Here is a 16,149-nt window from a genome sequence, read left to right as displayed (position 1 = left end):
CTTTTCCGACACCCGCAATTTCCCCAGAAGGGTTTCCCCGTAGCGCAAAGCAGCGCAAAATCGTTCCGTCGCGAGTCGCCGTGCGGCGCGTTCGACGGTCGCGAGCCCGCGTTCGAGCCATGCCCAGCTCACACCTATCGCACTTCCGAGCCGCCTTCGGAGCGCATTCCACTCTTCATCAACCCGCCCATTGACCATGCCCCTCTCCCCGCAACAGGACATTCTCGAGATCGCCCAGGACGCTTCGGTGCTCCGTTTCTCGTCGCAAGCCGGTGGCCGTCTTTTGTCGTGGATCATCGACGGCAAAGAGGTGATTCACTGGCCCGAGAACGCCGACTGGAGCCAACCCGCGAGAATCCGCGGCGGCAATCCGCTGCTGTTTCCGTTTCTCGGCAGGCATCGTGTCGACGGCAAGATCGGCTACTGGCGTGACGCACACGGCACGGTGCGCGAATTGCCGATGCACGGCTTTGCCCGCGATCTGCCCTTCGAAGCCCACGCGGACGTGCACGGCGCCGGCTTGCGCATGACCCTCACCGACAGCGACGCGACCCGCGGCGGCTACCCGTTCGGCTTCCGCTTCGAGGCGACCTATCGGCTTGTCGATACGCATACGCTGGACGTCACGCTAAGCACCACCAATACCGGCACCACGCGGCTACCCTATTATGCGGGCCATCACTTCTATTTCACGCTGCCGCACACGCAGCGCGCCGAGACCTCGCTGGAACTGCCGCGCACCGAACGGCGCTATCAGCAGGACGACGGTTCGATCAGCGCGGCCGAGCCGGGCCCGGCGCGCTACACGTTCGACGAGGCGCGCATTCAGGATCGCTTCCATTGTCTCGTCGGCGCGCCCGACCAGCCCGTGCGTCTGGTCGCGCCCGGCCTGAACCGACTCATCACGATCGATCTGCAACGGCCGGACTCGGTACCCTGGTACGCAGTCACGACATGGACCGAAGCCGCCGACTCGGACTTCTACTGCGTCGAGCCGTGGCTGGGTTTGCCGGATGCGATCCACAACGGCTTGGGACTGCGCTGGCTCGAAGCCGGACAAACCGAAACGGCAGCGCTGCGTATTACCGTCAGCGAGAACGTCACTGAGGACGCCGGCAAGCCGCGCTGATGGCAGGTTTTCCGCACATTGCGACATGACGGGTTACGCGCTTCGCCGCGTGACCCGCCGCGTGCGGCTGCCTTCGCACCCGTTTTTCGGATGCTGCAGCGCAAAACCGTTAGAATCGGACGCTTTGCATCTACCTGCCGCGTGATCAGGATCGGCGCGTGGCAGCGCTTTGCGAGGTCCAATGCTGAACAAAACAAGAATGGTGAAACGACTCGCCTGCGCGTCGTTATTGGCGGTGCTCGCCGCCTGCGGGTCCGCTCCGGTGGGGCCAGGCTTTTATCGCGTCGAACGGGGCGATACGCTATCGAAGATCGCACGCAGCAACCGGCAATCGGTGCAAAGCATCGTGCGCTGGAACAATCTGACCAACCCGGACAGCATCGAGGTCGGCCAGGTGCTGCGCGTCGCGCCGCCGGGCAATGCAGCGTCGTCCACAAGCGGCGCGGTTCGCAGCAGCGGCGCAGGCAGCGCGAGCGCTTCCGCCGCGCCGCGCCCGGCGCCCGCAGATAACACGCCGTCGCCCGCACCGGCTTCGACCATCTCGCTGGTATGGCCGGCCGACGGCACGGTGATCCGGCGCTTCGACGGCGGCAATTCGAAGGGCATCGACATCTCGGCGGCCGCGGGCACGCCGGTGGTCGCAGCGGCAGCCGGCACGGTGGTCTACGCGGGTAACGGGTTGCGTGGTTACGGTAACCTGCTGATCATCAAACACAACGCCGAGTATCTGACTGCCTACGCGCACAACCGCGTGCTGCTGGTGAAAGAGGGTCAATCCGTCACCCGCGGCGAAAAGATCGCCGAAATGGGCGACACCGACACCGATCGGACCATGCTGCACTTTGAACTGCGTTATCAGGGTCGCTCGATCGACCCGTCGCGGGCACTGCCGCCGCGTTAGCCGCCCGGGCTTGTTCAGGCACGCGCCCTGCAACTGCCGAGGGAACCCGGCGCGCCATAAAGCGCTCAATCCTATGCATGACGTGGCTTCGTGCCACGTCTACTCCCGTCATATGTAAGGAATTTGCAATGAAGAGCGCACTCGCGTCCTCAACAACGGCCGCGGCGATCGGTCTCGGTCTGGTGATGTTCGGCAGCCTCAGCGGCTGCTCCAGCACCACCACAATGACCTACCTGCCGAGCGGCGACACCGGCTTCGCGATCAACTGCAGCGGCAGCGATGCGAGCTCCAGCTGGGCCGAGTGCTACAAGCGCGCGGGCGAAGTCTGCGGCAACTATGGCTACGACGTCATTTCGAAAGACGTCGACAATGGCGCCACCTCGGGCGGCACGGTCGGCGGGATTTTTGGAGCGAACGTCAAGAACCGGTCGATGGTGATTCGCTGCAAGCAGTGACGGCAAGGTACGACGCAATAGCGTAAAACGCTGCGATGTGAGCGCGAGCGGCGCTGCCAGCGTCCGGAGCGCGGGTCGATGCGTGCCGCGAACGCGAACAGCAAACCGAGCGCGATCGGCCAAACGCCGAAAAAGATGGTCAACCAGGGCATGATCAATGAAAGCACAAAGTAATATTCAATGATCCGTACCGCGTATGAATCCGTAGTGACGCTGGCTTGAAACCGCTGTGACCGTGCAGAAAAAACGCCCGGCACGAGGCCGGGCGAACGGGGGTTCGGCGCATATCGGCAAAGGACCGGTTCACCATGCGCCAAAACGAAATCTAACAACCTGCTTTTACAAGCGCAATCTATTAATTTCGCGGAAAATGTGACGCGGCGTACGGAGTCCGCATTCCGTGAAGGAAAATGGCCGAAATAAGCGAGTTAAATACCCCAATCTGTTGCGGGCGAAGCGCCATAAAAACGGCCAATGAAAAAAGCCAGGCGCCGTTCGCAAAACCTTATGAATCAATCACCTGCCCGCACGGTACCGGAAAGACCTGACAAAAGCCCGCTGACCGGCTCCCGCCAGCGGCGCCCAGCATGATTCAGACGTTTTATGCATTGCGAACCTTTAGTGCGCCAACGCACCATTCGGATCTATTAGCGGATATTGTGCGGCGCGAATAATCAGCGGCACTTCATCCAATGCATTCGCGAATAGCGAACATATTTAAAATCTTCAGATCAACTGACAAATTGCGAAGTTTAAAATCGGCTGCGGTTAATGCGTCGATAAATCGGATGATAGGCGCGGGCGGCCATTCGTTCAAGCTGGCCGAATGGTTAAACCCGGCCAGCTTGAACAGCGCTCACATGACTCGCAGACCCAGTTCGGTCACGAGCACCGCCGCCTGCTGATGCGAAATCGTCGCGCCTTTGAAAAGCGCAGCATCGACGAGCCGCACGCCGCTCAGGTCGGCCTCGCGCAGGTCCGCGCCGTCAAAGCGCGCCCCTTTCAGATTGGCATCCTTCAGACTGCCGCCGTCGAAAACCGCCTCGCGGAAATCGACTCCGGCCAGATCGGCGTCGGAGAAATCGAGTTGCTGGAGCGTGGCCTTGCGAAACGACAGGCCGCGCAAATGCGCGCCCACCAGCAAGGTTTCGACGAAGCTCAAACCGAGCGCTGTGCAGGCTTCGAAATTGGCGCCGGTCAGCTTGCAGCTGTGAAACGACGCCGAGGCAAGCTTGGTGCGGCGCCAACTGGTGTTGTTCAGATCGCTCGACTGAAACGCCGCGTCGACCAGATCGGCCGACGCGAAATCCGCCTGGCGGCCACGACAGCGGACCCAGCGTGTGTGCGACAGCGTCGCGCCAAAAAATGACGTTTCGGCGATCGTGCAGCGATGAAATTCAGCACCGCGCAAATCGAGTCGCGACAGATCGGCGCCTTCGAAATCGCAGTCGGTGAAATGGAGCGGCTCTTTAGTCCCTGCCACGCTCGCGGCGATGAGGCGCTCCACGTCGGCGCGCGTGAGTGTGGCGCCGGTCAGCACATGAGCTTGCGCGGCCGAAGCCGGCACCGTTGAATCCAGTGACATGGAGGTTCAGAATGAATTTCGAAAGACCTCAAGCGTACCGGAACGCGCGCCGCCATGGCAGTCCGCGCCGATGGTTTATAGTAACGGCCCCGTCAGAACCCGCTCACGATGACTTCCAACGACGCCACCCATAGCCCGCTGTACGCCAAGCTGCTCGGCGAAACCGCCAAAATCGGCTGGGCCGAACTCGAACGCTTTTTTGCGCGCGGCATACTGCTGCGCGTTGCACGCGACATCGATCTGGTAAGCGTCGCCGAGGCCATCGCCAGCGACGACACCACGCAGGTCACGCAATGGCTATCGTCCGGCCTCGTCGAGCGCGTGCAGGCGGAGACCGCCGCCGATTTCGCGGCGCGCGATCCCGATCTGTGGGCAGTCGTCGTCTCGCCATGGGTGTGCGTGCAGGAACGTAATTGAGCGAGCCCGCGCACGCCCCGAAGGAAGTCCCCTTAGGTGATGCCTCCCCAGTGGGCGGCGCGCCCGCGACAGCCCCTTTGGTCCCTGTCCGCTGGCACCGCCGGGTGCTGACGCTGGCATTCCCGATTGTCCTCGCCAATCTGACCCAGCCGATACTTGGCGCGGTCGACACCGCCGTTGCCGGCCATCTGGACGGCGCGTCCTATCTCGGCGGCGTGGCGCTCGGTGGCCTGTTTTTCAACTTCGTATTCTGGGGTTTCGGCTTCCTGCGCATGGGCACCACCGGTCTCGTCGCGCAAGCGCACGGCGCGGGCGATCATGCCGGGTTGCGCGACAACGTCGTACGCGCACTGCTGCTGGCGGCAGTGATCGGTGCAGCGGTGCTTTTGCTGCAGATGCCGCTGATCGGCTACGCGTTGCGCGCGATCGGCGGTAGCGACGCGGTGCAGCGCCACGCGCAGATCTACTGTCACGCGCGCATCTGGGCCGCGCCGCTCGCGCTCGGCAATTATGTGGTGCTCGGCTGGCTGCTCGGTACGCAGAAGGTGCGGCTCGCGCTGCTCTCGCAAGTGTTCATCAACAGCGTGAACATCGCGGCGGTGCTCCTGTACGTGTACGTGTTCGACTGGGGCGTGGCCGGCATTGGCGCTGCCACGGCCACGGCCGACGCGCTCGGCTTCGTACTCGGGGCCGCATTGTTGTGGCACGGCAGACCGCGCGGCCTGCCGGCGCTGAACCGCGCCACCCTCTTCGACGCCGCCGCGCTCAAGCGTCTGGTGGTGCTGAATCGCGATATCTTTGTGCGCACGCTTTGTCTGCTTTCGTCGTTCGGCTGGTTCGCTCACCTCGGCGCGCGGCAGGGCGACTCCACGCTGGCCGCCAACGCGCTGCTGCTCAATTTTCAGACCTTCATGGCCTATGGGCTCGACGGCTTCGCGCATGCTGCCGAAGCGCTGGTAGGCGCGGCGATCGGCGCGCGCGACCGGCACGCTTTCGCGCAGGCCATCAAGGTGACGGCGCTGTGGTCCGCGCTCGGCGCGCTGGGCTTCTCACTCGTGTACTGGTGGGCGGGACCATGGATCATCGAGGCGCTGACCAATCAGGCTGCAGTGCGCGCCACGGCCGCGACTTATCTGCCATGGGCCGCGCTGTTGCCAGTGATCTCCGTGTGGGGGTTTCTGCTCGACGGCGTGTTCATCGGCGCCACGCGTACGCATGAGTTGATGACGTCGATGGTGACGTCGTTTGCGGTGTTCGTCGTGGCTTCGTGGATCCTGCTGACGCTGTATGGCAATCACGGTTTGTGGGCCGCGATGCTGATCTTCATGGCAGCGCGCGGCGTCACGCTCGCGCGTTATTTGCCGGGCGTGGTACGCGGCATGGCAGGCGCCGCCGCCTAGTCTTTGCTTCAGCGTCCGGCGTGCCGACGCCGCACACCCGCGCACACTCACTCCGTTACGGCTTGAAACAAGCGCATACATATCATGCGCGCCCTGCGCTCTAGAATAACTGCAGCCCGCGTCGTCCGCGCAAACAGTCTGCGCGGGTCAGAAGCGCCGACGTGCCCGCGCCGGTGCTTCGCTTCCACCCGGAACGGGTGCTCAGGGCGCAGGCGCCATCACCGGCGGCCGGTCATCGGTCGGTACGCCGTGGTAGTCGACGGGATCTTTCGGCGGCGGGCCGCCATGATGTCCAGCAGGATCGTTGGCACAGCCGGCGAGTCCAGCAGCCAGCATCAACGCAATCAATAAAACGCGATTCATAGACTCTCGATACAGAATGACAATAACGACGGCAAAGCGCCGAGAGTCTACCTGCAAATCACATTCGACGAGCTCGCGTTAAGCAGTCTCCTCCCTCCCATTTTGTTACGCGTGACCTACTATAGAGGCACAGTGCATGTCATAGGAGGCTGCCATGGACGCTGAATCGATCGCAGGTCTGATCGGACTTGCTATAGGTCTGCTCGTGTTACTCGCTCTGTCGATTTTTGAAGCGAGAACCTACCGGCGCGAACATGACGGCGAAGGGATGCTGCACCACTGGATAGCGCACCAGCACATGCCGCACTGGATGCGTCGCCGGCACTGAGGGGGCCAACCCCGCCCACAGCAACCTTTTTTGGGCTCCGGCGTAATTCGTGGTTGACTCTGGCACCTAATGCCCCGTAGAATCTCGGATTCGTCGGAGCGTAGCGCAGCCTGGTAGCGCATCTGATTTGGGATCAGAGGGTCGAAGGTTCGAATCCTTTCGCTCCGACCATAGATACAAGGGTTTGAAGTCTTCGGACTTCAAACCCTTTTTCTTTTTTTGCTCCTTCCTGACCTCCAAACGGGCAGCAGCAAATTGCTGCGCCCGACTCCACCCGGCGCCGCGCCGCCTTGCCGCCGCACATACCGTCATGCGACAGTGGTACAAAGCAAGGTCGGCTTCCCCGCTGCCGTAAAGACAAGGAGCTCAACATGAATCTGATCCTCTGGCGTCACGCCGAAGCCGAAGATTTCGCCGCGAGCGATCTGGCCCGCGCGTTGACCACGAAGGGCCGCAAGCAGGCGCAAAACGTCGCCAAGTGGCTGCGCGCACGCCTGCCCGACGACGCCGTGATTCTCGCGAGTCCCGCTGTGCGCACCATCCAGACCGCGGAAACGCTGAGCGACCAGTATCGCGTGGTGCGCGAACTCGCGCCTAACGCGAGCGCGGACGACGTGCTCACAGCCGCCGGCTGGTCAAAAGGCATCGCGCCGACCGTCGTGATCGTCGGTCATCAGCCGACCCTCGGTCATGTTGCGGCGCGTCTGCTCGGTAACAGCCCGGCAAGCTGGCCCTTGAAAAAAGCCGGCCTGTGGTGGATCGAAAGCCGCGAACGCGACGGCGACGACCAGGCCGTGCTGCGCGCCGCGATGAGCCCGGATCTGGTCTAGGCCGGTCGCGCGGAAACAACACCTACCGCGAGCGCCGCTCGCCCGGTCCCCGACATTACAAGCCACGCGCGCACAGCTTACGGGCAGTCATCTAATCGTCATGGCTTTGCCATGCGAGCGTCACCAGGCGTTACTACATTGGCGAAAAAAGAAATCTCCCTCTTTTCGACCAGGACGCCACATGCGAGAACTGCCGACGCCCACCCTGCCCCTGGCTTCCCTCTTCGAAACGCGCCGTCTGCCACGCGCCGAAGAGACGGTCACCGCCCAGCATCGCCTGCAAGTCACATGGGCACGTACCGACGAAGAACTGCGCGAGGCACAGCGTCTGCGCTATCGCGTGTTCGCCGATGAAATGGGTGCACGTCTGACGGGTCCGGCCGGCCTCGACGTCGATTCGTTCGATTCATACTGCGATCACCTGTTGGTGCGCGATCTCGACACACTGAAGGTGGTCGGCACCTATCGCGCGCTGCCGCCGCACCAGGCCGCCCGTATCGGACGCCTGTATGCCGAAAGCGAATTCGATGTGTCGCGTCTTACGCACCTGCGCGCGAAAATGGTCGAAGTGGGCCGCTCATGCGTGCACCCGGACTATCGCAGCGGCTCGGTGATCATGTCGCTGTGGGCAGGGCTTGCGGCGTACATGAAACACAACAACTACGAGACGATGCTCGGTTGCGCGAGCGTCGCGATGGTCGACGGTGGCCACTATGCAGCCAATCTTTACTGCTCGCTGCGCGACAACGCGCTGACCGCGCCGGAATATCGTGCGTTCCCGCATACGCCGCTGCCAGTCGAAGAATTGCAAACCGGCGCCGATGTCGCCCCGCCGCCGCTGGTGAAAGGCTATCTGCGCCTCGGTGCGAAGATTTGCGGCGCGCCGGCCTGGGACCCCGACTTCAACACTGCCGACTTCCTGACACTGTTGCGTCTGACGGATATCAACGCGCGTTACGCACGGCACTTCTTGGGCGACGCGTCGCCGCGCTGAACGGCCTACAAACAACCCCCCGGCACATCCAGTCGGGGGCGATGCAAATAAAAAAAGCCCGGCAAATCTGCCGGGCTTTTCATTTGCAACGCATGAATTTCAATCGTCGGTGTAGACCACGCGATACGGAATGCCAACCTTCTCCCACTCCGCAGCCTCCTGAATCAGGCTGTAATCGGTCAGCGGATTGTTAGCGACCCATTCGTTCGGCAAACGCACCTCATAACCACCGTTGACCTGAGCAACCGCGATACCCGGCAAACCGACATCCGCACGCCGGCGGCACAGCAGCGCCGCGAGCCGCAGACAGAACAACAGCGGCCATTCCACTTCACGCGTTTGCGACAGCTTGCCGAGCTTTCCTGCGTGGCCGAGCACCAGCGCGGCGAGCCGTGCCTGATCGGTACGCGAGAAACCCGGCATGTCGGCGTTACTGGCGATATAGGCCGAATGCTTGTGATAGGCGCTGTGAGAAATCGACAAGCCGATTTCGTGCAAGGCCGCGGCCCAGCCGAGGAACATGCGGTTCTCGGTGCGGCGCTCCTCATCCGGCTCGGCAAACTGGTCATAAAAGCGCACCGCGAGTTCGCCGATACGCCCGGCCTGCGCGCGGTCCACGCCATAACGGCGCATGAAGCCTTCCACCGTCAGCGTGCGCATGTCCTCGTGCTGCGCACGGCCCAGCAAGTCGTACAGCACACCGAGGCGCAGCGCGCCATCTGTTGTATCGACGTAATCGACGCCCAGTTCGTCGAACACCGCGATCATGATCGACAGGCCGCCCGCCAGCACCGGGATGCGGTCCGCTTTCAACGCGATCAACTTCAGACGATTGACGTTTTCCGCCTTGATCAGCGCGCGCTTCAAACGCTCGAGGCCGCCGCGCGAAATGCCGTGCGTGACGCCCGGATCATTGAAGCCGTTTGCCTCGACCAGTTCGGCGAGCGCCCGTGCGGTGCCGGATGAACCGATGGCCTGTTCCCACCCGGTTTTCTTGTACTCGGCGGAAATGATCTGGATTTCACGGCTCGCGGCAAGTTCGGCCTGGCGCATCGTGTATTCGTCGACATTGCCCGCCGGGAAGAATGCGCGGCTGTGGCTCACGCAACCGATGTACAGGCTCTCCATTTTGATCGGCGTGTAATGCGAGCCGATGATGAATTCCGTCGAGCCACCGCCGATATCCACCACAAGGCGCTTGCCCGCGCTCGCAGGCACGGAGTGTGCAGCGCCTGCATAGATCAGACGCGCTTCTTCACGTCCGGCGATCACTTCGATCGGGAAGCCGAGCGCGGCTTGCGCTTCGCCGAGAAACTCGCCGGCGTTCTTGGCAATACGCAGCGTATTGGTGGCGACGGCGCGAACGTGATCAGGATGGAAATCGCGCAAGCGCTCGCCGAAGCGCTTGAGCGCGTCCCAGCCACGCACTTGCGAGGCGCGGTCGAGCATCTTGTCGCGCGACAGACCGGCGGCAAGACGCACCGGCTCACGCAATGCGTCGACCTGATAGATCTGGCTGCCCGCCTCAGTTTCTTCGACCCGGCCGACGATCAGCCGGAAGCTGTTCGAGCCGAGGTCGACGGCGGCAAGCAGTTGTGGAGTATTGACCATCGAGTAAGCGAACTCCGTGCGCGCATGTGCGGCGACGTTGGATGCGGAAGGTGCCGGATGTCCATTCGGTGCCTTGGGCGCCTTATGGCCGGCCGCGCGGTTGAAAGACGCCATTCTAAGCGTACCGGGCCTCACGATGTCGCCTCGCAATGATGGGGGTGCCCTATGGTCCCACACACACTGCGTCACAATTACGACACGCGACGAATACGGCGTAGAATTTATAACATTCCGAATGTCATAACAACGTCATCATACTGTGAGAATTTCCGAGCGTCTTTTCGTCTCCCCTCCTGACATTCCATTCTCGCTGCCGATGTCCATCCGCTACCCCCTATTGAATCGCGAGCTGGGCATTCTGGGTTTCAACGAGCGTGTGTTGGCGCAAGCCGCCGACCCCGCCGTCCCTTTGCTCGAACGCCTGCGCTTCATCTGCATCACCAGTAGCAATCTCGACGAATTCTTCGAAGTCCGCATGGCCGGACTGCAGGAACAGATGCGCGACAACCCCGGCGCGATGTCGCCGGACGGCATGTCGTTGCAGCACGTGTATGACCTCGTGGTCGAGCGCGCGCAGCGGCTCGTGCATCGTCAGTACACCATGCTGAATGACACGGTGTTCCCGGCGCTCGAAACAGAAGGCATCTATTTTCACGGCACTGAAGCGTGGAACGAAGCGCAGACCGAATGGGCGCGCAACTACTTCTTCGACGAATTGCTGCCGGTGCTCACGCCGATCGGTCTCGATCCGGCTCACCCGTTTCCCCGTGTGCTCAACAAGAGCCTGAACTTCGTGGTCGAACTCGAAGGCAAGGATGCGTTCGGCCGCCAGGCGATGATGGGCATCGTGCAGGCCCCGCGTGCCCTGCCGCGGCTCGTGCGCATGCCGCAGGACCTGTCGGGCTATCCGCATGGTTTCGTGCTGCTGAGCTCGTTGCTGCAGCGCTTTGTGGGCGAGTTGTTCCCGAATCTGGTGGTGCGCACCTGCAACCAGTTTCGCATCACCCGCAATAGCGAACTGTTCGTCGACGAAGACGAAATCACCAATCTGCGGGTTGCGTTGCAGGGTGAACTGCCGGCGCGGCACCTGGGTAACGCGGTGCGGCTCGAAGTGTCGGCGGACACGCCTACGCACGTCGTGCGGCGCCTGCTCGACGAAAGCAGCCTGTCCACCAAGGACTGCTACTTCGCCCACGGCCCCGTCAATCTGGTGCGCCTGATGCAATTGCCGGAAATGGTGGACCGGCCCGATCTGAAATTCGTGCCGCATATTCCCGCAATTCCGGCGCAGATCACCAACAGTGCGAGCATGTTCGACGTAATCGATCAGGGCGACGTGCTGCTCCATCATCCTTACGAGAGCTTTCAGCCGGTGCTCGAATTGCTGCTGCAGGCAGCGAAAGACCCGAACGTGATGGCCATCAAGCAGACCATCTATCGCACCGGCACCGACTCCCCGCTGATGGACGCGCTGATGCAAGCGGCGCGCAACGGCAAGGAAGTGACGGTGGTGGTGGAACTGCTCGCGCGCTTCGACGAGGAAACCAATATCAATTGGGCGTCGCAGCTCGAAGCGGTGGGTGCGCACGTCGTGTACGGCGTGGTGGGCCACAAGTGCCACGCGAAGATGATGCTGATCGTGCGGCGCGTATCGTCGGGCGGCAAGACCACGCTCAAGCGTTACGTGCATCTGGGCACCGGCAACTATCATCCGCGCACCGCGCGTCTTTACACCGACTTCGCCCTGATGACCGCCGATCAGAAAATCTGCGAGGACGTGCACCACGTGTTCCAGCAACTGACCGGCATCGGCGGCGAACTGAGGCTGCACGAGTTGTGGCAGTCGCCGTTCACGCTGCATCCGAAACTGGTCGAAGCGATTCGCGCGGAAGCGGCTCACGCGCGCGCCGGCAAGAAGGCACGCATCGTCGCGAAGATGAACGCGCTGCTCGAACCCACCGTGATTGCCGAGTTGTACGAAGCCTCGCAGGCTGGCGTGAAGATCGATCTGATCGTGCGCGGCGTATGTTCGTTGCAACCGGGTGTGCCGGGTTTGTCGGAGAACATCACGGTACGTTCGATTGTTGGACGCTTCCTCGAACATCATCGTATTTTCTATTTCTACGACGACGGCAAGGAACAGGTGTATCTGTCGAGCGCCGACTGGATGGACCGCAACTTCTTCCGGCGTGTGGAAGTGGCATTCCCGATCAACAATCGCCGCCTGAAGCGGCGCGTGATCGCTGAAGGCCTGTCAGCGTTTCTCGGCGACAACCAGTCCGCATGGCTCATGCAAAGCGACGGCCACTACCGGCGCCGGCGCCCGGGCAAATCCTCGCGCAATGCGCAGATGAGTCTGCTGGGGAAATTCTGTTCGTGAGCTCCTGATCGTGTTCGTCGCCGCTGCAGCGGCGACGCGCATAAAAAAGCCCGCCTTTGCTACAGGCGGGCTTTTTTTCAGGCCGACATTTTCAAGCCGGCGCCGGTTGCCGACGCGCCGTGCGGTATACCGGGAAGCGCACGGTGAACGTGCTGCCGCGCCCCTCTTCGCTCTTCACGTCGAGCTGCGCATCGTGCCGTTGCAGCACGTGCTTGACGATGGCGAGTCCGAGGCCCGTGCCGCCCGTGTCCCGCGAACGGCTGCGGTCGACGCGATAGAAGCGTTCGGTCAGACGTGGAATGTCCGCGGCAGGAATCCCCAGACCGCTGTCCGTGACCGAAAAAACCGCGCTGCCGCCGTTACTGAGCCAGGTCACCGTGATCGCACCGCCGTCCGGCGTATAGCGGATCGCATTGGTCACGAGGTTGCCAAGCGCGCTGAGTATTTCTGTTTCCACGCCGGTGACGGTGAGTCCTTCGTCGGCATCGAACACGATCTTGTGATGATCGCTCGACAGGCTTTGCGCATCGTCTTTCAGATGGCGCAGCACCGCGCGCATGTCGATCATCTGATCGCTCGGCGGCTTGTTGTCGCCTTCGAGCTTCGCGAGCACCAGCAGGTCGTTGACGATATGACGCATCCGCGAGGCCTGCTGCTCCATCAGTTCGAGGTAGCGCCCGCGCTCGGCTTCGCCCAACGGCAGTTCCCGCATCGTCTCGAGAAAACCGGAAAGCACGGTCAGCGGCGTCTTCAGTTCGTGCGAAACGTTGGCGACGAAGTCGCGCCGCATCGCGTCGGTACGCTCCAGCTCCGTGATGTCCTGCGACAGCACCAGCTTGCGATTTTCACCGTACGGGAATACCTGCACCGACAGCACGTTCTGCCGCTTGTCGCCCATGCCGCGCATGATCAGCATCTGTTCATAGCGCTGCGAATTCAGATAACGCACGAAGTCCGGCTGGCGCACCAGATGCGTGATGTGCTGGCGCAGATCGCGTTTCGCATCGAGTCCGAAATGAAGTTCGGAGATCGCATTGCACCACTCGATCTGATCGTGATCGTCGAGCATCGCCACGCCGTTCGGCGAAGCCTGGATCGCCTGAATGAAACGCGAATGCTGTTGTTCGACCTGCCGCACCTGCGCATGCCAGCGCTTCGCGAGCTTATGCAGACGGTAGTAGATTTCGCCCCAGATGCCGGGAGCGCTCGGCACTTCGCCGTAGACCGGCGCGTCGAGCAAACGCCACAAACGCTGTTTGTGGAAGGTGCTAAAGAGGCTCTGCGCGAGCAGCATGAGAATCGCGAGAACCAGCCCTGCCTTGACGTTCACGAGTGCGCCGACCACCACGCACAGAACAGCCAGCAGCACGACCGACACGATGGAGCGTGCCCAGATGATGTTCATGTTCTAGCGATCGAAGAGAAAGGTGCTACCGCAAACTCAGGCGCTCTTCGCGAGCCGGTAGCCGCTGCCGCGTACCGTCTCAATCATAGCATCGCATCCGGCCGGCTTGAGCGCCGCGCGCAAACGCTTGATGTGTACGTCGACCGTGCGCTCTTCGACGAACACATGGTCGCCCCACACCTGATCGAGCAGTTGCGTGCGGCTATGCACGCGCTCCGGGTGCGTCATGAAGAAATGCAGCAGACGAAACTCGGTCGGGCCGAGATCGAGTTTGATCTCGCTGCCTTCCGCGTGGGCGGCGACGCGATGCGTTGCCGGATCGAGCTTCAAACCGTTGATCGCCACCAGGTCTTCGGTCAACTGCGGCGCGCGGCGGCGCAACACCGCCTTGATCCGCGCCATCAGTTCCTTCGGCGAAAACGGCTTGGTGACGTAGTCGTCCGCACCGATTTCGAGGCCGAGCACCTTGTCCTGTTCATCGCCACGCGCGGTCAGCATGATGATCGGAATGTGCTTGGTCCGCTCGTTGTTACGCAGATCGCGAGCGAACGCAATACCTGACTTGCCCGGCAACATCCAGTCGAGCAGGACGAGGTCGGGCAGTACGTCGCTGATCAGGTTCTGCGCCTGCTCCGCGTTGTACGCACGAATCGGGCAGTGTCCGGCGTGTTGAAGATTGACCGAAATCAGTTCGGAAATGGCGGGCTCATCTTCAATGACGAGAATGCTGCTGGGCATCGGCACCTCTGGTCCTTATATCTGGATTAACTGAGTGCTTCGCGTTCGAGGGCGTCGCGCGACTTGTGCCGCACGTCGGTGCCCTTGACGATGTAAATGATGAATTCGGCGATGTTCTTCGCGTGGTCGCCGATCCGTTCGATCGCCTTGGCGATGAACAGGAAATCCAGGCCCACCGAAATCGAACGCGGATCTTCAGTCATGTACGAAATCAGCTTGCGAACGAAAGCCCGGAATTCTTCGTCGATCGCCTTGTCGTCGCGCACGATCTGCGCGGCGGCGACCGTGTCCAGACGCGCAAATGCGTCCAGCGCGCGGCGCAGGATCGACACCGCCATTTCGCCCGACAATTTGATCTCGGCGATGTTGATGGTGCGCGAGGCACCGTCTTCCATCAGACGCTTGGTGCGCTTGGCGATTTTTTCAGCTTCGTCGCCGGCGCGTTCGAGATTCGTAATGGTCTTCGAAATCGCGATCAGGAGGCGCAAGTCGCGCGCGGCCGGCTGACGGCGCGCGATGATGTTGCTGCACTCTTCGTCGATTTCGACTTCCATCGTGTTCAGGCGTTCTTCGGCCGCGATCACCTGTTCGGCGACGTCGAGGTCGAAGTTGTTGAGCGCGATCATCGCGTTGACGATCTGCGACTCGACGAGGCCGCCCATTTCGAGCACCTTCGAGGAAACGAGGTTCAGGTCGGCGTCGAACTGGCTGGACAGATGCTTATCGGACATGTCGTACTCCGTTGTTTTGCTCGGCGGCTTAACCGAAGCGGCCAGTGATGTAGTCCTCGGTTTCCTTGCGGACCGGCTTGATGAAGATCTTTTCGGTGTCGCCGAATTCGATCAGTTCACCGAGGTACATATAGGCAGTGTAGTCCGAACAGCGCGCGGCCTGTTGCATGTTGTGAGTGACGATCACCACCGTGTAGTCGCTCTTCAACTCGGCGATCAGCTCTTCGATACGTCCCGTGGAAATCGGGTCCAGCGCGGAGCACGGCTCGTCGAGCAGCAGCACTTCGGGGCGGATCGCGATACCGCGGGCGATGCACAGACGCTGCTGCTGCCCGCCGGACAAGCCGTAGCCGCTCTGGCCCAGTTTGTCCTTCACCTCGTTCCACAGCGCGGCCTTCGTCAGCGCCCATTCCACGCGGTCGTCCATTTCCGAGCGCGGCAGCGTTTCGAACATCTTCACGCCGAACGCGATGTTGTCGTAGATCGACATCGGAAACGGCGTCGGCTTCTGGAACACCATGCCGATCCGCGCACGCAGCAGCGAAATATCGCGCTTGGAGGTCAGCAGGTTTTCGCCGTCCATCAGGATCTCGCCTTCGGCGCGTTGCTCCGGATAGAGCGCGTACATCTTGTTCAGGGTGCGCAGCAAGGTGGACTTGCCGCAACCCGACGGGCCGATGAACGCGGTCACCTTGCCTTCGGGAATGCGCAGATTGATGTTCTTCAGCGCGTGATACTTGCCGTAGAAGAAATTCAGGTCGTTGATTTCAATCTTCGGACGCGACGGCGCTTGCGCCTGGCCGCTTTGGGCGGGATCGAAACCGGCGGGCGCCGTCGGACGCGTGGTCGGATTGAGTTGAGTTTCTGCCATATTCATCGGAT

16 protein-coding genes and 1 tRNA gene are annotated in these 16,149 nt (G+C 61.8%); 10 read left to right on the top strand and 7 right to left on the bottom strand.

Features of this window, described 5'->3' with window-relative positions; translation table 11 throughout:
• Positions 1-196 precede the first annotated feature (196 nt).
• From BCY88_RS10915 to BCY88_RS10905, 3 genes are all read left to right on the top strand, one after another.
• Entirely contained in the window at positions 197-1,129 is a 933-nt protein-coding gene (locus BCY88_RS10915) for an aldose epimerase family protein (protein WP_120344253.1), read from the top strand.
• A gap of 181 nt (positions 1,130-1,310) precedes the next feature.
• Positions 1,311-2,030, top strand: coding sequence for a peptidoglycan DD-metalloendopeptidase family protein (locus tag BCY88_RS10910; RefSeq protein WP_120344252.1), 720 nt, complete (start codon positions 1,311-1,313; stop codon positions 2,028-2,030).
• A gap of 128 nt (positions 2,031-2,158) precedes the next feature.
• Entirely contained in the window at positions 2,159-2,485 is a 327-nt protein-coding gene (locus BCY88_RS10905) for a hypothetical protein (RefSeq protein ID WP_120344251.1), read from the top strand.
• Positions 2,486-3,341: 856 nt separating this feature from the next.
• Here BCY88_RS10905 and BCY88_RS10895 read toward each other — a convergent pair.
• A complete protein-coding gene (locus tag BCY88_RS10895; protein WP_120344249.1) occupies positions 3,342-4,070 on the bottom strand; it encodes a pentapeptide repeat-containing protein in 729 nt (242 codons plus the stop codon).
• Positions 4,071-4,178: 108 nt separating this feature from the next.
• Between BCY88_RS10895 and BCY88_RS10890 the strand changes: the two genes are divergently transcribed.
• A complete protein-coding gene (locus BCY88_RS10890; RefSeq protein ID WP_120344248.1) occupies positions 4,179-4,487 on the top strand; it encodes a DUF2288 domain-containing protein in 309 nt (102 codons plus the stop codon).
• A gap of 50 nt (positions 4,488-4,537) precedes the next feature.
• Entirely contained in the window at positions 4,538-5,887 is a 1,350-nt protein-coding gene (locus BCY88_RS10885; RefSeq protein ID WP_120344247.1) for an MATE family efflux transporter, read from the top strand.
• A gap of 201 nt (positions 5,888-6,088) precedes the next feature.
• Here BCY88_RS10885 and BCY88_RS39825 read toward each other — a convergent pair whose 3' ends face one another.
• Positions 6,089-6,250: a hypothetical protein gene (locus BCY88_RS39825; RefSeq protein WP_183081335.1), complete on the bottom strand. Its 162-nt coding sequence runs from the start codon at positions 6,248-6,250 to the stop codon at positions 6,089-6,091.
• Positions 6,251-6,404: 154 nt separating this feature from the next.
• Between BCY88_RS39825 and BCY88_RS39820 the strand changes: the two genes are divergently transcribed.
• From BCY88_RS39820 to BCY88_RS10870, 4 genes are all read left to right on the top strand, one after another.
• Positions 6,405-6,578 carry a hypothetical protein gene (locus BCY88_RS39820; protein ID WP_183081334.1) on the top strand — a complete coding sequence of 58 codons (174 nt, stop codon included), beginning with the start codon at positions 6,405-6,407 and terminating at the stop codon, positions 6,576-6,578.
• Between the two features lie 94 nt (positions 6,579-6,672).
• Positions 6,673-6,749: transfer RNA gene (locus BCY88_RS10880), tRNA-Pro, on the top strand.
• Positions 6,750-6,949: 200 nt separating this feature from the next.
• Positions 6,950-7,408 (top strand): phosphohistidine phosphatase SixA, encoded by a 459-nt coding sequence (sixA, locus tag BCY88_RS10875; protein ID WP_120344246.1) that lies wholly within the window; start codon positions 6,950-6,952, stop codon positions 7,406-7,408.
• Between the two features lie 181 nt (positions 7,409-7,589).
• On the top strand, positions 7,590-8,402 hold the full coding sequence (locus BCY88_RS10870) for a GNAT family N-acetyltransferase (protein WP_120344245.1): 813 nt from the start codon (positions 7,590-7,592) through the stop codon (positions 8,400-8,402).
• A 99-nt stretch (positions 8,403-8,501) separates the two neighbouring features.
• On the opposite strand, the gene ppx is transcribed toward BCY88_RS10870, so the two are convergent.
• Positions 8,502-10,127, bottom strand: a complete 1,626-nt coding sequence (gene ppx / locus BCY88_RS10865; RefSeq protein ID WP_120344244.1) for an exopolyphosphatase — start codon at positions 10,125-10,127, stop codon at positions 8,502-8,504.
• A 202-nt stretch (positions 10,128-10,329) separates the two neighbouring features.
• Between ppx and ppk1 the strand changes: the two genes are divergently transcribed.
• Positions 10,330-12,393, top strand: a complete 2,064-nt coding sequence (ppk1, locus tag BCY88_RS10860; RefSeq protein WP_120344243.1) for a polyphosphate kinase 1 — start codon at positions 10,330-10,332, stop codon at positions 12,391-12,393.
• Between the two features lie 91 nt (positions 12,394-12,484).
• Here the strand turns inward: ppk1 and phoR are convergent, their stop codons facing one another.
• From phoR to pstB, 4 genes are read right to left on the bottom strand one after another with little or no spacing between them, the layout of a single operon-like run.
• A complete protein-coding gene (phoR, locus tag BCY88_RS10855) occupies positions 12,485-13,798 on the bottom strand; it encodes a phosphate regulon sensor histidine kinase PhoR (protein WP_120344242.1) in 1,314 nt (437 codons plus the stop codon).
• A 36-nt stretch (positions 13,799-13,834) separates the two neighbouring features.
• Positions 13,835-14,536, bottom strand: a complete 702-nt coding sequence (phoB, locus tag BCY88_RS10850) for a phosphate regulon transcriptional regulator PhoB (RefSeq protein WP_028199153.1) — start codon at positions 14,534-14,536, stop codon at positions 13,835-13,837.
• 26 nt (positions 14,537-14,562) lie between these two features.
• The gene (gene phoU, locus BCY88_RS10845; protein ID WP_028199154.1) at positions 14,563-15,267 is read right to left on the bottom strand and encodes a phosphate signaling complex protein PhoU; all 705 of its coding nucleotides are present in this window, start codon (positions 15,265-15,267) and stop codon (positions 14,563-14,565) included.
• A 28-nt stretch (positions 15,268-15,295) separates the two neighbouring features.
• Positions 15,296-16,144, bottom strand: coding sequence for a phosphate ABC transporter ATP-binding protein PstB (pstB, locus tag BCY88_RS10840; protein WP_120344241.1), 849 nt, complete (start codon positions 16,142-16,144; stop codon positions 15,296-15,298).
• Between the last annotated feature and the right edge of the window lie 5 nt (positions 16,145-16,149).

Origin of the sequence: Paraburkholderia fungorum (assembly GCF_003610895.1) — a bacterium.
Classification (GTDB): domain Bacteria; phylum Pseudomonadota; class Gammaproteobacteria; order Burkholderiales; family Burkholderiaceae; genus Paraburkholderia; species Paraburkholderia fungorum_B.
Note: the sequence above shows the minus strand (reverse complement) of the source record. Positions and strands in the feature narration are given on the sequence as shown.

Bases quoted from the DNA above. Each gene is read 5' to 3' on its own strand.
- BCY88_RS10895 (WP_120344249.1), bottom strand. From the start codon at position 4,070: ATGTCACTGGATTCAACGGTGCCGGCTTCGGCCGCGCAAGCTCATGTG.
- phoB (WP_028199153.1), bottom strand. From the start codon at position 14,536: ATGCCCAGCAGCATTCTCGTCATTGAAGATGAGCCCGCCATTTCCGAA.
- BCY88_RS10910 (WP_120344252.1), top strand. From the start codon at position 1,311: ATGCTGAACAAAACAAGAATGGTGAAACGACTCGCCTGCGCGTCGTTA.
- BCY88_RS10915 (WP_120344253.1), top strand. From the start codon at position 197: ATGCCCCTCTCCCCGCAACAGGACATTCTCGAGATCGCCCAGGACGCT.
- ppx (WP_120344244.1), bottom strand. From the start codon at position 10,127: ATGGCGTCTTTCAACCGCGCGGCCGGCCATAAGGCGCCCAAGGCACCG.
- pstB (WP_120344241.1), bottom strand. From the start codon at position 16,144: ATGAATATGGCAGAAACTCAACTCAATCCGACCACGCGTCCGACGGCG.
- ppk1 (WP_120344243.1), top strand. From the start codon at position 10,330: ATGTCCATCCGCTACCCCCTATTGAATCGCGAGCTGGGCATTCTGGGT.
- sixA (WP_120344246.1), top strand. From the start codon at position 6,950: ATGAATCTGATCCTCTGGCGTCACGCCGAAGCCGAAGATTTCGCCGCG.
- BCY88_RS10905 (WP_120344251.1), top strand. From the start codon at position 2,159: ATGAAGAGCGCACTCGCGTCCTCAACAACGGCCGCGGCGATCGGTCTC.
- BCY88_RS10870 (WP_120344245.1), top strand. From the start codon at position 7,590: ATGCGAGAACTGCCGACGCCCACCCTGCCCCTGGCTTCCCTCTTCGAA.
- phoR (WP_120344242.1), bottom strand. From the start codon at position 13,798: ATGAACATCATCTGGGCACGCTCCATCGTGTCGGTCGTGCTGCTGGCT.
- BCY88_RS39820 (WP_183081334.1), top strand. From the start codon at position 6,405: ATGGACGCTGAATCGATCGCAGGTCTGATCGGACTTGCTATAGGTCTG.
- phoU (WP_028199154.1), bottom strand. From the start codon at position 15,267: ATGTCCGATAAGCATCTGTCCAGCCAGTTCGACGCCGACCTGAACCTC.
- BCY88_RS39825 (WP_183081335.1), bottom strand. From the start codon at position 6,250: ATGAATCGCGTTTTATTGATTGCGTTGATGCTGGCTGCTGGACTCGCC.
- BCY88_RS10890 (WP_120344248.1), top strand. From the start codon at position 4,179: ATGACTTCCAACGACGCCACCCATAGCCCGCTGTACGCCAAGCTGCTC.